Genomic DNA, 14320 nt, shown 5'->3' on the forward strand with positions numbered 1-14320 from the left:
GATCCCCTTTGCAGCCCTGCGACGCCTCCCTTGGCCGCCAGGATGCCGCCCCATGCGCGCCCGGCATGGTCAGGATAAGGGACCGGTCGCCCCTGCGACCCGGTCACGGCCCGCATGTCGCCCCGATGCGGCGCAGTGACGCGCCGCCGCCGGTCAACCCTCCGGCTTGCGCAGGCAGGCCATGTAGAACCCGTCCATCCCGCCACGTTCGGCCAGGTAATCGGGCCGCAGCCGCAACCCGCCCTCGGCGGTGCACCATTCGGCAGACACGCCCGGCAGATCCAGCGCCGCCCGGTCGATCGCGGCGCCGTCGAGCCGCTGCAGGGCGGCGGCAACCTGGGTCTCGCCCTCGGCCGGCAGCAGGGAACAGGTGCAAAAGACCAGCCGCCCGCCGGGGGCCAGCAGGGTCCAGGCATGGTCCAGCATCTCAGCCTGCAGCGGGACAAGCGCGTCCAGCTCGCCGGCGGCCTTGATATGCGGCAGGTCGGGATGGCGGCGGATCGTGCCCGTGGCCGAACAGGGCGCGTCCAGCAGGATGGCATCGTACCGGCCCTGGTGCGCCCGGGCATCGCCGGTGACCAGCCGCGCGGCAAGACCGGTGCGGGCCAGGTTCTCGCGCAGCCGGTCGAGCCGGGCCTCGGAAAGATCCAGCGCGGTGACCTCGGCCCCGCCGGCGGCCATCTGCAGGGTCTTGCCCCCGGGCGCCGCGCACATGTCCAGCACGGCCTCGCCCGGCCGGGCGGCCAGGACACGGGCCGGCAGGGCGGCGGCGGCGTCCTGCACCCACCATTGCCCGGCGTCATAGCCCGCCAGGCCCGACACCTGGCCCGGATCGTCCAGCCGGACCGAACCGGTGTCCAGCAGCACTCCGCCCAGCTCCTGCGCCAGCGCGGCCGCGTCGCCGCGCGGGGTCAGGTCCAGCGGCGGGCGGGTGGCATGCACCTCTTCCATCGCCGCCACGGCCGGGGCGCCCCAGGCCGCGACCAGCCGGCTGCGAAAGGCCTTGGGCAGGCGCGGCGGGCGCAGGGCGGCCCAGGCCGCCGGGCCTTCGGCCGCAACCTTGCGCAGCACGGCATTGACCAGGCCCTTCAGCTTGCCGTGTCGGCGATGCGCCCCGGTGATGGCCACCAGGTCGGACACCACCCCATGGGCCGCCCCGCCGGTGCACAATTCGACGGTGCCCAGGCGCAGGATGTTGAGCACGTAGACCGGCGGGCGGCGGTCGATGAAACGGCCGAGGATGCGGTCGGCCCGGTCGAGCGCCCGCAGTGTCTCGGTGGCCAGGCGCTGCGCCCGGGCGCGGTCGGCCGGCGGGCTGCGCTCCAGCAGGCCGAGGCTGTCGGACAGCATCCGCCTGTCGGTCAACACGGCGCCCAGAAGGGCGATGGCCCCGCGCCGCGACTCGGTTCCGGTGACGGCCATGTCCTGCCCCTGCCTTGCCCTGATCAGGGGCGCGGGTATATCAGGGGGCAGTAGCCGAAGGAACCCATGATGAGCGATCCCGCCGACAGATCCGACCTGCCACCCGCCGCACAGCGCGCCCTGGCCGAGGCCGAGGCCCGCCGCAAGGCCGCCGCGGCCGCGCAACCCATGCCCAGGGAACTGGGCGGGCGCGACGGGCCGGAGCCCGTGCGCTATGGCGATTGGGAGAAAAAGGGCATCGCGGTCGATTTCTGACCCGCGGCCCGGTGGCCTTTACCGGGACGGCCGGGCGGGCCCCGGCGACGGGCCGGGCGTAGCGGCCCAAGAAAATTCGGCGAATTTTCTTGGGCGCAGATCAAGGTGATCGCTCGGGCCAACCGCCCCGCCGCCCCGATCACACCCGCCGGATCACGTCCCGGCGATCACTCCAGGCCCAGCACGTCGACCATGTCGTAAAGCCCCGGCCCCTTGTCCTGACCCCACAGCGCGGCCTTCAGCGCACCGCGGGCAAAGATCGCCCGGTCGGTCGCCACGTGGCGCAGGATCAGCCGCTCGCCGGCCGCCGCGAAGACCACGTCATGTTCACCCACGATGTCGCCCCCGCGCACCACGGCAAAACCGATGTCACCCGCCTTGCGCGCGCCGGTCATGCCGTCCCGCGCCCGGTCGGCCACATCGCCCAGTTCGACGCCACGCCCTTCGGCGGCAGCCTCGCCCAGCATCAGCGCCGTGCCGGACGGCGCATCGACCTTGTGTTTGTGATGCGCCTCGACGATCTCGATGTCGAAATCCTCGTCCAGCGCCGCGGCCACCTTGCGCGTCAGCAGCGTCAGCAGGTTCACGCCCAGGCTCATGTTGCCCGCCTTGACGATCACCGCATGGCGCGACGCCGGCTCCAGCCGGGCGACATCCGCGTCGCTCATGCCCGTCGTGCCGATGACATGCACCGCCCGGGCCTGGGCCGCCAGCCCGGCAAATTCGACCGTCGCGGCAGGGGCCGTGAAATCGATCACCGCCTGGGCCCTGGAAAACGCCTCCAGCGGATCGTCCGTCACCGTCACGCCCAGGGCCGCGCCGCCCATGGCCGTGCCCACGTCCTGCCCGATCCAGTCATGGCCGGGCCGTTCGACCGCCCCCACCAGCCGGGCCTTGTCGCTCTCGGCCACGACCTGCACCAGCATCCGGCCCATCCGGCCCGACGCCCCCGTGATCACGATCCCCGGCACATCCTGCATCTTTCATCTCTCCTGACGTCGCACCGCCCCTCCCTAGCCGCTCGTCCCCGGCTTGGCAAAGGCCCCGCGACGGCTTACATGTGCCCCATGGCCAAGAACAAGTTCCATGACGGTCCCGGCCCGTCGCAGCGTCAGCTGCGAGTCGGGGAATTGATCCGCCGCACCCTGTCCGAGGTGCTGGCGCGCGGCGACGTGCATGATCCCGATCTCAACCGCCTGTCGATCACCGTCGGCGAAGTCCGCACCTCGCCCGACCTCAAGATCGCCACGGCCTATGTCCTGCCCCTGGGCGGCAAGGGCCAGGACGATGTCGTCAGCCTGCTCGCCCGGAACAAGAGCGAATTGCGGCGCATCGTCGGCAAGAAATGCGGGCTGAAATTCGCCCCCGACCTGCGCTTCCAGATCGACGAGACCTACGACCGGATGGACGAGACCCGGCGCATCTTCGACCAGGACGCGGTGCGCCGCGATCTCGACAGTTGAAACGCCTGGCCTGGGCCCTGCTGGCGCTGACCTTCGGCGCCGCCCCCGCCGTGGCCAGTGGCTGCCGCGATCTCGACCATGGCGGCAACCGCTACACGGTCTGCGAGGTCGATGCCGGGGCCGAGGACCTGCGCCTCTTCCTCTACCGCCCCGATGGCACGCCCTGGGGCCAGTTCAGCGCGGTCAATGCCGCCCTGCGCCCCGAAGGCCAGCTGGCCTTTGCGATGAATGCCGGCATGTATCATGACGACCGCTCGCCGGTCGGCCATTACGTCGAGAACGGCGAAGAGATCATGCGCGTCGTGCCCAATGCCGGGCCGGGCAATTTCGGCCTGCTGCCCAACGGGGTGTTCTGCATCCGCGACGGCCGGGCCGACGTGATCGAAACCCTGGCCTTCGTCGACCAGGCCCCGGCCTGCCGCTTTGCCACCCAATCCGGCCCGATGCTGGTCATCGACGGCGCGCTGCACCCGCGCTTCCTGCCCGACAGCACCTCGCGCTACATCCGCAACGGGGTCGGCACCTCGGCCGACGGCCAGCGCGTGGTCTTTGCCATCTCGCGCAATGCCGTGACCTTCCACGATTTCGGCACGCTCTTCCGCGACGAGCTGGGCCTGCCCAACGCGCTCTACTTCGATGGCAACATCTCGCGGCTCTATGCCCCCGACATCGGCCGCAACGATCCAGGCTTCAACATGGGCCCGATCGTCGGCGTCGTCGTGCCCTCGGGCTCCTGACCGGACCCGCCGCCCGCCCGGGCTTGACCGGCGGGCCGGCTTGGGGCTATAGCGCGGCCTCTCATCAGACATCGGGGCATTTCATGGCACGCAAGGGACGCGACATTTCCGGCTGGCTCGTGGTGGACAAGCCCGCCGGGCCGACATCGACCGCCGTGGTCAACAAGGTCCGCTGGGCCTTTGGCGCGAAGAAGGCCGGCCATGCCGGCACGCTGGACCCCGAGGCCACCGGCGTCCTGGCCGTGGCCCTGGGCGAAGCGACCAAGACCGTGCCCTACATCACCGACGCGCTGAAGGCCTATACCTTCACCATCCGCCTGGGCCAGGCCACCAACACCGACGACGCCGAGGGCGAGGTCATCGCCACAAGCGACGCGCGCCCCAGCGACGAACAGATCAAGGACGCCCTCGCCCCGTTCATCGGCGACATCATGCAGATCCCGCCCAAGTTCTCGGCCGTCAAGATCGACGGCCAGAGGGCCTACAAGCTGGCCCGCGACGGCGAGGATGTCGACATCGCCGCCCGCCCGCTCTGGGTCGAGGAACTGTTGCTGGTCGACCGGCCCGATGCCGACCATGTCACCCTGGAAATGACCTGCGGCAAGGGCGGTTACGTCCGGTCCATCGCCCGCGACCTGGGCGCGGCCCTGGGCTGCCACGGCCATGTCACCCGGTTGCGCCGGATCTGGTCGGGGCCCTTCGATGCCGCCGACGGCATCACCATGGACCAGGTCGAGGAACTGGCCAAATCGCCCGAGCTCGATACCTTCCTGCGCCCGCTCGAAGAAGGCCTGGCCGACCTGCCCGAGCTGAAATGCACGCCCGAAGGCGCCGCCCGCCTGCGCAACGGCAACCCGGGCATGGTGCTGGCCTCCGACGTGGAATACGGCGACGAGGCCTGGGCCAGCCATGACGGCCGGGCCGTGGCCGTGGGCGTCTACAAGGCCGGCGAGCTGCACCCTTCGCGGGTGTTCAACCAGCAGGGCTGACGTGACCGCCGGCGACGATCAGCTCATCATCCGGTCCCACGTCAAGGACGGCGCGCCCTCGACCGCCGTCTATTCGCCCTGCGAGGCCTATCGCTACAGCCTGACGCGCAGCTGGCAGGCCGATGGCCAGCGCCTGCTCTACATCCTGCTCAACCCGTCCAAGGCCACCGAGGTCCAGAACGACCCGACGGTCGAACGCTGCGAACGCCGGGCCCGGGCGCTGGGGTTCGCAGCCTTCCGCGTGACCAACATCTTTGCCTGGCGCGAGACCGATCCCCGGGCCTTGCGCGCGGCACAGGCTCCGGTCGGGCCGGCCAATGATGCCGCCCTGGCCGAAGGCCTGGGCTGGGCCGATACGGTCATTGCCGGCTGGGGCACCCATGGCACGCATCTCGGCCGGGGCGCCGAGGTGGCCGCCCTGCTGCGTGCCGCCGGGCGCCCGATCTGCCACCTGGGCCTGACCCGCGACGGCCACCCGCGCCACCCGCTCTACATCGCCTATGCAACCCGGCCGATGCCCTGGGCGATGGGCTGACCGGCCACGGGCCGCGCCCGGCGGCATTAACCATTCACCCCGATCCGCTTTGACCGCACGCCCCCGGCCCGGCCACAATGACCGTTGGTGGGGACCGATCTGAGTGGAGTGGCGGGATGCTGATGCTGGCCGGCCTGTTGGGCATGATGGCCGTCGGGGCGTTTGCCCTTGGCGGGGATGATCTTGGCGCGGATGATGCCGGCCAGGACGATGAGTTTCCCGAGGAAAATGCCACCGAGGACCGGTCCGGCACCGGCGATGACACCGGGGATCAAACCGGTGATCAAACCGGCGAAACGGAGGATGACCTCGCATCCGCCGATCCGACCCCCGTCATCGACACCGACAGCGGCACGCAGATCGGCCTGATCCTGCCCGGCAGCGACCAGGACGAGACGATCGAGGCCACCCCCGGCGACGATCAGGTCAACGGCTATGACGGCAACGACCTGATCATCGGCGGTGCGGGCTCCGATACCCTCGACGGCGGACGCGGCGACGACAGGCTGATGGGCGGCGATGGCGACGACATCCTGCATGGCGACGACGGGGCCGATACGCTGATGGGCGAGGCCGGCGACGACACGCTCTTCGGCCACAATGGCGATGACCAGCTGTCCGGCGGCAACGGCGATGACACTCTGCAAGGCTCTGAAGGCAACGACATTCTCGATGGCGAGGCCGGGGATGATGCCGTCAGCGGCGGTCTGGGCGACGACGTGGTGCGCGGCGGCGACGGCAACGACACGCTGATGGGCGGCGCGGGCGACGACCTGGTCTCGGGCCTGTCCGACGGATCGGAGGACGGGGTCGATTTTGTCAATGGCGGCGACGGCGACGACATCCTGCTGGGCGATGGCGGCGACACGATGACGGGCGGCGACGGGGCCGACAGCTTCTACGTCCTGGCCGGCGCGCCCGCTGACGCCACGGTGGACATCATGGATTTCACCGCCGGCGAGGACAGCATGATCGTGGTCTGGGACGACACGGCCAACCCCGACCCGACCATCCAGGTCCTGCCCGACGAAACCGACCCCGACCTGCAGCACCTGGTCATCGACGGCACCGAAGTCGCGGTGATCCACGGCGGCGCCGAGCTGACCGAGGCGGATATCCTGCTGATCAGCCCCGACCAGCTGGCAGCCAGCGGCCTGGCGGCCTGACACCGGGTCCGCCGGGGCGGGAAGGCCCAAGGCCGGGCGAATCCCTTTGCAACATGGGGCTTTTGCGTGTATTGGCCCCCATCCCGGCCCGGAATCAGCGATGGTTCCGGGCCGGCGACCTCCATGGGCCTGCGCTGGACGACATCCCGGCCTGAGCCATAACCCATTGTTTTCGAAAGGAGACCCCGATGTCGATCACGCCCGAACTCAAGGCGCAGCTGATGAAGGACTATGCAACCAAGGAAGGCGACACCGGTTCGCCCGAAGTCCAGGTTGCCATCCTCAGCTCGCGCATCTCGACGCTGACCGAGCACTTCAAGACCCACAAGAAAGACAACCACGGCCGCCGTGGCCTGCTCAAGATGGTTGCTCAGCGCCGCAAGCTGCTGGACTATCTCAAGGCCAAGGATGAAGCGCGCTATGCCTCGCTGATCCAGCGCCTGGGCCTGCGCCGCTAAGGTCTTGTCCCAACCGGACAAAACCGGCATCGGTTCTTGAATGCCCTCGACGCCCGCCACTCCGGCGGGCGTTTCGCTTTTCGGGGCCAAGGGTGCACCCGGAACGGGGCCGCCAGCGCCCGCCGGCCACCAACCCGGCCGCGATCCGCCCAGCGACATTCCGTCCGGTGAGCGTTATTGTTTGATTAATCATATCGCCCTAACGTCCCGGACCATGTCACGCCGCCCCGCCCTTCCTCATGTGATCCTGGTTCTGGCCATGGCCCTGTCGCTCGCCGCGATCGGGTTGGCCCATGCCGGGGCGCGGCTGCAACAGAAGGTGCCGGCCGTGGCCGCCGCCGAGATTGCCGCCCTGGGCTTTTCCTGGGCCGATATCTGCGGTGGCACCGATGGCGCCGGCCTGCCCAGCGAATGCAAGGCCTGCCGTGTCATGGCCGGCATGATGCTGCCCGGCACGATCGCCCATCCCCGACCCGATAGCGTGGCACATGGCCGCGACCTCCCCCGGGCCGACCGGGTCACCCTGACCCGGCGCATCCACCCCACCCCGCCGTCCCGGGGGCCGCCCGTCCGTTCCTGATCCCTTTCATTCGGATTTTAGGAACAAACAGGACAAAATCATGGTCACGACCAACGTGAATGTTGGCGCGCGCGAAACGGTTGCACCCGCCGCGGCCAGCAAGCTCTACTTTGCCGCCTGGCGCTGGCATTTCTACGCCGGGCTCTACGTCATCCCCTTCTTCCTGATGCTGGCCGTCACCGGCCTGTGCATGCTGTGGATCGCCCATCTCGGCGGCCGCGACGGCGAGCGCATCACGGTCGTCCCCGGCGACGCGCCCATGGCGCTGAGCCAACAGGCCGCCGCCGCCCGCGACGCCGTGCCGGGCGGCCGGCTGATGCAATACATCGCCCCGCGCGAGGCCGACCGCGCGGCGGTCTTCCGTGTCGACACGGCCGATGGCGCCGCGATGATGGTGGCCGTCGATCCCTATGCGGCCAATGTCATCGACAGCTGGCCGCGCCGCAACGGCGCCTATGACCTGGCCGACCGCATCCATGGCGAGCTGATGCTGGGCGTGACCGGCGACCGCATGGTCGAGATCGCCGCATCCCTGGGCATGGTTCTGGTGGCCAGCGGGCTTTACCTGTGGTGGCCGCGCAACGGGCGCAGCTGGCGCGACGCGCTGTTGCCCCGGCTGGGGCGCGGCCGGTCGATGTGGAAATCGCTGCACGGGGCGGTCGGGTTCTGGCTGTCGATCGTGCTGGTCTTCTTCCTGGTCTCGGGCCTGTCCTGGGCCGGCATCTGGGGCGAAAAGATGATGCAGGCCTGGAACCAGTTCCCGGCCGAGAAATGGGGCGCGCCGCTGAGCCATGCCAACCACGGCAGCCTGACCAACGGGCCCAAGGACGTGCCCTGGACGCTGGAACTGACGCCGCTGCCGCTGTCGGGCTCGGTCGCCGGGGCCGAAGGGGTGGCCGAGGGCCTGCCCCTGACGATCGACGTGATGGACCGCTTTGCCCGCGAGATCGGGTTCGAGACCGGCAACGGCGCGCGGTTCCAGATGAACCTGCCGCAGGGCCACGAGGGCGTCTGGACCTTCAGCCGCGATTCGATGAGCACCGACAGCCTCGATCCGACGGCTGATCGCACCGTGCATGTCGACCGGCACACCGGGCGCATCCTGGCCGATGTGCGCTATGACGATTATTCGCTCTACGGCAAGGCCATGGCCGTGGGCATCGCCTTGCACATGGGCACGCTGGGCCTGTGGAGCGTGCTGGCCAACACCGTCTTCTGCCTGGCGGTCATCGGCCTGTGCATCAGCGCCGTGGTGATGTGGTGGATCCGCCGGCCCGCCGGGGCCGGGCGGCTGGCCGCGCCGCCGATGCCTCGCGACATGCCGCTGTGGCAGGGCGCGAGGCTGGTCGGGCTGGCCGTGTCGCTGGCCTTTCCCATGGCCGGGCTGACGATCCTGGCCGTGCTGGCGCTGGACACGCTGGTGCTGCAACGCCTGCCCGGCCTGCGCCAGCGGCTGAGTTAGGCCGCCCGCATGACACCCGGCCGCCCGGCAGGACCGGGCGGCCACACGCCGCCAAGCTTTCAAGTTCGAAACAAAACGTAAGGAGCCTTTGCCCAAGACGCGGTCTATAAACCCCCTGTTGCACCAGGCCCGCGCATCCGCGGCAAACCGGCAACAGGAGGTTTCCGTAGCGTCGCCGGCGCGTTATGGGACATGCGGGGGATTATTCGGAAAGGAGGCCGCGCTTGGATGACCTGATCACGGCGACACTCCGCGCGGCCTGCACGCGCGCCGCGCCCCTGATGCTGATCCTGACCCTGGTCCTTGCGGGGGCCACGGGTGCCCGGGCCCAGGGCTGGACCTTTGATCTGACCGATGGGGTCTGGGCCTCGGGCGAGACCGAGACCGAAGGCCCGGTGCGCGGGTTGGAAGAGCCCGAGATGGACCTGTCGCTGGGCTTTGCGCTGAACGACCAGACCGCCCTGACCTTCGACTGGCGCCAGCTGGATGCCGACCTGGCCGGGGGCGATTTCATCGGCGACATCAGCCGGCGCGTGCCGATCATCGGGCTGAGCTTCAAGTTCTGACACCCCGCGCCACGCCATCGCCGGACACCCCCGACACATCACCGGACGGCCCCGGAACACCGGCAAACGCACGTTTGCCAGAACCCGCCGAACGGCCCGCCATCTGCCAAGCCAACGGCCCCGATCCCACGCCGCCAACACACCCGACCATCGCCCCGACAGGCCACCTTGGCATGGGCCAAGGCCTGCGCGAGAGCCCGGCGCACGAATGTCGCTGCGGGCTTATGCCTGTTTCCAAACGACGTGATATACTGTAAGGGCGGCGCATCTGAGACGTGACGCCAAGGCCCCGGCGTCGTGAGAGAAGGATGCAAGGGGTCGGCGGCAATGGGGCCGCCACATCAAACGGGAGACCCGGGAACGCCCGGGAGAGCTCCCTTGAGGATACGATACATGTTCAACGTAACGACGAAATCCATGCAGTGGGGCGAAGAGACGCTTACACTGGAGACGGGCAAGGTTGCCCGTCAGGCCGACGGCTCGGTCATCGCCACGCTGGGCGAAACGAGCGTCATGGCCAACGTGACCTTCGCCAAGGAACAGAAGCCCGGGCAGGACTTCTTCCCGCTGACCGTCCATTACCAGGAAAAATACTATGCAGCCGGCAAGGTGCCCGGCGGCTTCTTCAAGCGCGAGGCCCGGCCGACCGAGAAGGAAACGCTGACCGCGCGCCTGATCGACCGCCCGATCCGCCCGCTGTTCGTCCCCGGCTTCAAGAACGAAGTGCTGGTGATGTGCACCGTGCTGTCGCACGACCTGGTCAACGACCCCGACATCGTGGCGATGATCGCCGCTTCGGCCGCGCTGACCATCTCGGGCGCGCCCTTCATGGGCCCGATCGCCGGCTGCCGCGTGGGCTTTGAGGATGGCGAATACGTCCTGAACCCGACGGTCGACGACATGCAGGACCTGCGCCTGAACCCCGAGCAGCGCCTGGACCTGGTGGTTGCCGGGACCAAGGACGCCGTGATGATGGTGGAATCGGAAGCCTACGAGCTGACCGAAGCCGAGATGCTGGGCGCCGTGACCTTCGCGCATGAGCAGATCCAGCCGGTCATCGACCTGATCGTGGCGCTGGCCGAGGAAACGGCGAAAGAGCCGTTCAATTTCACCCCGCCGGATTACGCCGATCTCTATGCCGCGGTGAAAGCCGCCGGCGAAGAGCAGATGCGCGCAGCCTTTGCCATCACCGACAAGCAGGAACGCGTGGCCGCCGTTGGCGCCGCCCGCGAGGCGATCAAGGCCGCTCTCACCGAAGAGCAGCTTGACGACGCCAACCTCGGCTCGGCGATGAAGAAGCTGGAAGCCGGCATCCTGCGCGGCGACGTGGTCAAGGGCGGCACCCGCATCGACGGCCGGTCGACCACCGACGTGCGTCCGATCGTCTGCGAAACCGGCCTGCTGCCGCGGACCCACGGGTCGGCGCTGTTCACCCGCGGGGAAACCCAGGGCCTGGTCGTGACCACGCTGGGCACCGGCGATGACGAACAGTTCATCGACGCGCTGCACGGCAACTTCAAGTCGAACTTCCTGCTGCACTACAACTTCCCGCCCTATTCGGTCGGTGAAGTCGGCCGTGTCGGCAGCCCCGGCCGCCGCGAGATCGGCCACGGCAAGCTGGCCTGGCGCGCCCTTCAGGCCGTCCTGCCCGCCCCGACCGATTTCCCCTACACCGTGCGCGTTGTCTCGGAGATCACCGAATCGAACGGCTCGTCCTCGATGGCGTCGGTCTGCGGTGGCTCGCTGTCGATGATGGATGCCGGCGTGCCGCTGAAATCGGCCGTGGCCGGTGTGGCCATGGGCCTGATCCTGGAAGACGACGGCTCCTATGCGATCCTGACCGACATCCTGGGTGACGAAGACCACCTGGGCGACATGGACTTCAAGGTCGCCGGTACCGAGAACGGCATCACCTCGCTGCAGATGGACATCAAGGTCGCGGGCATCACGCCCGAGATCATGGAGAAAGCCCTGGCCCAGGCCAAGGACGGCCGGATGCACATCCTGGGCGAGATGGGCAAGTCGCTGACCGAAGCCAAGGGCTTCTCGGCGCATGCGCCGCGCATCGAGACCATGACCATCCCCACCGACAAGATCCGCGAAGTGATCGGCTCGGGCGGCAAGGTCATCCGCGAGATCGTGGAAGTGTCGGGTGCCAAGGTCGACATCAACGACGACGGCGTGATCAAGATCGCCTCGGCCGATGGTGACGCCATCCAGAAGGCCTATGACATGATCCATTCGATCGTGGCAGAGCCGGAAGAAGGCCAGATCTACACCGGCAAGGTCGTGAAGATCGTCGATTTCGGCGCCTTCGTGAACTTCTTCGGCAAGCGCGACGGCCTGGTCCACGTGTCCCAGATCGAGAACCGCCGCCTGAACCATCCGTCGGACGTTCTGAAGGAAGGCCAGGAAGTGAAGGTCAAGCTGCTGGGCTTCGACGATCGCGGCAAGGTGCGCCTGTCGATGAAGGTTGTCGACCAGGAGACCGGCGAAGAGATCGTGGCCGAGAAGAAGGCCAAGGAAGACGCCGCGGAGTGATCCGCAGCGCCTGACCGATCAGGGGGCCCCGGCGGAAACGCCGGGGCCCTTTTTCATGCGCGGGCCGGGCCGTTCATGCGGGGAACTGGGCCAGGGTCCGGGGTGACAGGGCCGTCAGCTTGCGGGTTTCGACCGGTGCAACCAGCCAGTCGGCATAGGCCGCAAAGACCGCCTTGGTGTAATCCTGCGCATAATGCGCCTCCAGCGCGGCCTCGTCGTCGAAACATTCGAAGAGATGCAGCGTGTCGGGCATGTCGCGGGCGGCAAAGGCCGCGAAGACATGGCAGCCGGGTTCGGCCAGGGTCGGCGCCATCAATTCGTCCAGCGCGGCCCGGGCATCGACGACATGTTCGGGTTTGACCCGGATCGTCGCGAACAGGAACAGCCGGCCGGTCATGCCGCCTCGCCCCGGTAGATCGGGCGCAGCATGTCGACCAGTGCAGCCTGGATCGGCGCGGTGGCCGCGTTCACGGCGCTGACGCCCATGTCCTCGCCGACCTGGGTGCGGATCGGCCGCGGGGACGGTGCGGCGATCAGCCCGGCAATGGCCCGGGCCACGTTGCCCGCATCGGTCACGCTGTCGCCCTGGTCGAACATGCCCTGGAACATGCCCAGCAGCCGGTCGCGCCCCAGGGCCATGTCGCCATAGCCGCCGACGGCGGCGTCATCGGCCGGGGCCGGCGAGGCGCTGACCAGGTTGGTGCCATGGCCCGAGGGCTCGACCAGCAGGCTTTCGATGCCAAAGGGCTCCAGCTCGTAATGCAGGGCCTCGCACCAGGCTTCCATCGCCCATTTCGACGCGCAGTAGAGGCCGAAATAGGGCATGCCAAAGCGCCCGGCGGCCGAGCTGAGGCTGATGATCAGCCCCGACTTGCGCGCCCGCATGGCGGGCAGGACGGCCCGGGTGGTGCGCATGATGCCATAGAGGTTGACGTCCATCGTGGCCTGGGCCTGGGCGATGGTGAAGGCTTCGGTCACGCCGACGGGCATGACACCGGCATTGTTGATCAGCACGTCGATCGGGCCGGTGGCCTCGATCCCGGCCACGGCCGTGGCGATCTGGTCGGCGTCGGTCACGTCCAGCGAGACCGGCAGGATCTGGCCCGGCAGGTCGGCCGACAGCCCGGCCAGTTCGGCCGCCGCTTCGGCATTGCGCCCGTCGATATGGCGAAGCCCGGCATGGACGACATGGCCCTGTTCGGCCAGCAGGCGCGCAGTGAGCCGCCCGATGCCACGGCTGGCACCGGTGATCAGAATGGTCTTGGTCATGGGAAGGGTCCTTCAGTCCTTGAAGATAGAGCGCAGGAACAGCGCCAGGGGGGTATCGTCGCGGGTGGCCTTCATCCGGGTGAGGGCCCCGCTCCAAGCATTCAGCAGCCAGTCGGCGGCCTCCTGCGCGGTGAGGTGGCCAAGGTTGATCCGGTCGAGATCGGCCTCGGCAAGGCAGCGGGCCAGCTCGACCGACAGCGCCCGCCAGTGCCGGTCGAGCCCGGCCTGGAATTGCGGCGCGGCATCGGCCAGCTCGGTGGTCAGGTTGCACATCAGGCAGCCTTCGGCATAGCCGCGGGCCTTCATGTCGGCCCGGGCGGCTTCAAAGAAGTGCCGCAGGCGGTCCAGCGGCGGCCGGCCTGCATCGCCCAGCACGGCCCGGGCCGCGGCGATCTGGCCGTCATGGTAATGATCGGCCACGGCCAGGCCGAAATCGGTCTTGGTCGGGAAGTAATGGTAAAACGATCCCTTCGGCACCGACGCCCGTTGCAGGATGTCGCTGATCCCGGTCTCGGCAAAGCTGCGGGCGCGAAAACTGGCCAGCCCGGCCTCGAGCAGGCGGGTCCGGCTTTCGGCATTGGCGCGGTCATTCCTGGGGCGTGCCATCGGGGCCTCCATCGGCAGAAAGCGTTGATGAATAGTTAATAGACCGGTCGATTACGAATTCGCAAAGCACGTTGCCTCACCCGGGCGTGAGCACCGGTGTGCCTGCGTGTTCCAGCCTGCGCCCGGCCGATCCGGCGCGCGATCCGGTGTGGGTTCGTGTGTTGGCGCCAGCGTGGCCCTGCCTGCGCGCGATCCGCGTGCCTGGATACGGTGACCTGCGGCCGGCATGGCGTGGCCCCGGCGCAACCGCCGGGGCCCTGTTTCATGCAGG

The 14320-nt window shown here is 68.7% G+C and carries 16 protein-coding genes; 11 read left to right on the forward strand and 5 right to left on the reverse strand.

Annotated features, from left to right (window positions below):
- Nucleotides 1–153 precede the first annotated feature (153 nt).
- Entirely contained in the window at nucleotides 154–1422 is a 1269-nt protein-coding gene (locus ACK3BB_RS00225; protein ID WP_428926722.1) for an RsmB/NOP family class I SAM-dependent RNA methyltransferase, read from the reverse strand.
- A 69-nt stretch (nucleotides 1423–1491) separates the two neighbouring features.
- On the opposite strand from ACK3BB_RS00225, the gene ACK3BB_RS00230 reads away from it, so the two are divergent.
- Entirely contained in the window at nucleotides 1492–1677 is a 186-nt protein-coding gene (locus ACK3BB_RS00230; RefSeq protein WP_428926723.1) for a DUF1674 domain-containing protein, read from the forward strand.
- Nucleotides 1678–1844: 167 nt separating this feature from the next.
- Here the strand turns inward: ACK3BB_RS00230 and dapB are convergent, their stop codons facing one another.
- Nucleotides 1845–2657 carry a 4-hydroxy-tetrahydrodipicolinate reductase gene (gene dapB, locus ACK3BB_RS00235; RefSeq protein WP_428926724.1) on the reverse strand — a complete coding sequence of 271 codons (813 nt, stop codon included), beginning with the start codon at nucleotides 2655–2657 and terminating at the stop codon, nucleotides 1845–1847.
- 87 nt (nucleotides 2658–2744) lie between these two features.
- On the opposite strand from dapB, the gene rbfA reads away from it, so the two are divergent.
- From rbfA to pnp, 10 genes are all read left to right on the forward strand, one after another.
- Nucleotides 2745–3140 carry a 30S ribosome-binding factor RbfA gene (rbfA, locus tag ACK3BB_RS00240; RefSeq protein WP_428926725.1) on the forward strand — a complete coding sequence of 132 codons (396 nt, stop codon included), beginning with the start codon at nucleotides 2745–2747 and terminating at the stop codon, nucleotides 3138–3140.
- Entirely contained in the window at nucleotides 3137–3877 is a 741-nt protein-coding gene (locus ACK3BB_RS00245) for a phosphodiester glycosidase family protein (RefSeq protein ID WP_428926726.1), read from the forward strand. The genes rbfA and ACK3BB_RS00245 overlap by 4 nt, the downstream gene beginning before the upstream one ends.
- An 83-nt stretch (nucleotides 3878–3960) precedes the next feature.
- Complete coding sequence (gene truB / locus ACK3BB_RS00250) at nucleotides 3961–4866, forward strand: tRNA pseudouridine(55) synthase TruB (protein ID WP_428926727.1); 906 nt, start codon at nucleotides 3961–3963, stop codon at nucleotides 4864–4866.
- Nucleotide 4867: 1 nt separating this feature from the next.
- The gene (locus ACK3BB_RS00255) at nucleotides 4868–5401 is read left to right on the forward strand and encodes a DUF1643 domain-containing protein (protein WP_428926728.1); all 534 of its coding nucleotides are present in this window, start codon (nucleotides 4868–4870) and stop codon (nucleotides 5399–5401) included.
- A gap of 116 nt (nucleotides 5402–5517) precedes the next feature.
- On the forward strand, nucleotides 5518–6567 hold the full coding sequence (locus tag ACK3BB_RS00260) for a calcium-binding protein (RefSeq protein ID WP_428926729.1): 1050 nt from the start codon (nucleotides 5518–5520) through the stop codon (nucleotides 6565–6567).
- 188 nt (nucleotides 6568–6755) lie between these two features.
- Entirely contained in the window at nucleotides 6756–7025 is a 270-nt protein-coding gene (gene rpsO, locus ACK3BB_RS00265) for a 30S ribosomal protein S15 (RefSeq protein ID WP_428926730.1), read from the forward strand.
- 214 nt (nucleotides 7026–7239) lie between these two features.
- Nucleotides 7240–7605, forward strand: coding sequence for a hypothetical protein (locus ACK3BB_RS00270; RefSeq protein ID WP_428926731.1), 366 nt, complete (start codon nucleotides 7240–7242; stop codon nucleotides 7603–7605).
- Nucleotides 7606–7645: 40 nt separating this feature from the next.
- Nucleotides 7646–9067: a PepSY-associated TM helix domain-containing protein gene (locus tag ACK3BB_RS00275; protein WP_428926732.1), complete on the forward strand. Its 1422-nt coding sequence runs from the start codon at nucleotides 7646–7648 to the stop codon at nucleotides 9065–9067.
- Between the two features lie 224 nt (nucleotides 9068–9291).
- Nucleotides 9292–9633 (forward strand): hypothetical protein, encoded by a 342-nt coding sequence (locus tag ACK3BB_RS00280; protein ID WP_428926733.1) that lies wholly within the window; start codon nucleotides 9292–9294, stop codon nucleotides 9631–9633.
- A 393-nt stretch (nucleotides 9634–10026) separates the two neighbouring features.
- Entirely contained in the window at nucleotides 10027–12174 is a 2148-nt protein-coding gene (gene pnp, locus ACK3BB_RS00285) for a polyribonucleotide nucleotidyltransferase (protein ID WP_428926734.1), read from the forward strand.
- Between the two features lie 73 nt (nucleotides 12175–12247).
- On the opposite strand, the gene ACK3BB_RS00290 is transcribed toward pnp, so the two are convergent.
- Genes ACK3BB_RS00290 through ACK3BB_RS00300 form a run of 3 tightly spaced genes read right to left on the reverse strand, consistent with a single transcriptional unit; the run spans nucleotide 12248 to nucleotide 14049 of the window.
- On the reverse strand, nucleotides 12248–12571 hold the full coding sequence (locus tag ACK3BB_RS00290; RefSeq protein ID WP_428926735.1) for a putative quinol monooxygenase: 324 nt from the start codon (nucleotides 12569–12571) through the stop codon (nucleotides 12248–12250).
- Nucleotides 12568–13443 carry an SDR family oxidoreductase gene (locus tag ACK3BB_RS00295; protein ID WP_428926736.1) on the reverse strand — a complete coding sequence of 292 codons (876 nt, stop codon included), beginning with the start codon at nucleotides 13441–13443 and terminating at the stop codon, nucleotides 12568–12570. The genes ACK3BB_RS00290 and ACK3BB_RS00295 overlap by 4 nt, the downstream gene beginning before the upstream one ends.
- A gap of 12 nt (nucleotides 13444–13455) precedes the next feature.
- A complete protein-coding gene (locus ACK3BB_RS00300) occupies nucleotides 13456–14049 on the reverse strand; it encodes a TetR family transcriptional regulator C-terminal domain-containing protein (RefSeq protein WP_428926737.1) in 594 nt (197 codons plus the stop codon).
- Nucleotides 14050–14320 lie beyond the last annotated feature (271 nt).

Source organism: Marinibacterium sp. SX1 (genome assembly GCF_050389775.1).
Lineage (GTDB): Bacteria > Pseudomonadota > Alphaproteobacteria > Rhodobacterales > Rhodobacteraceae > Marinibacterium.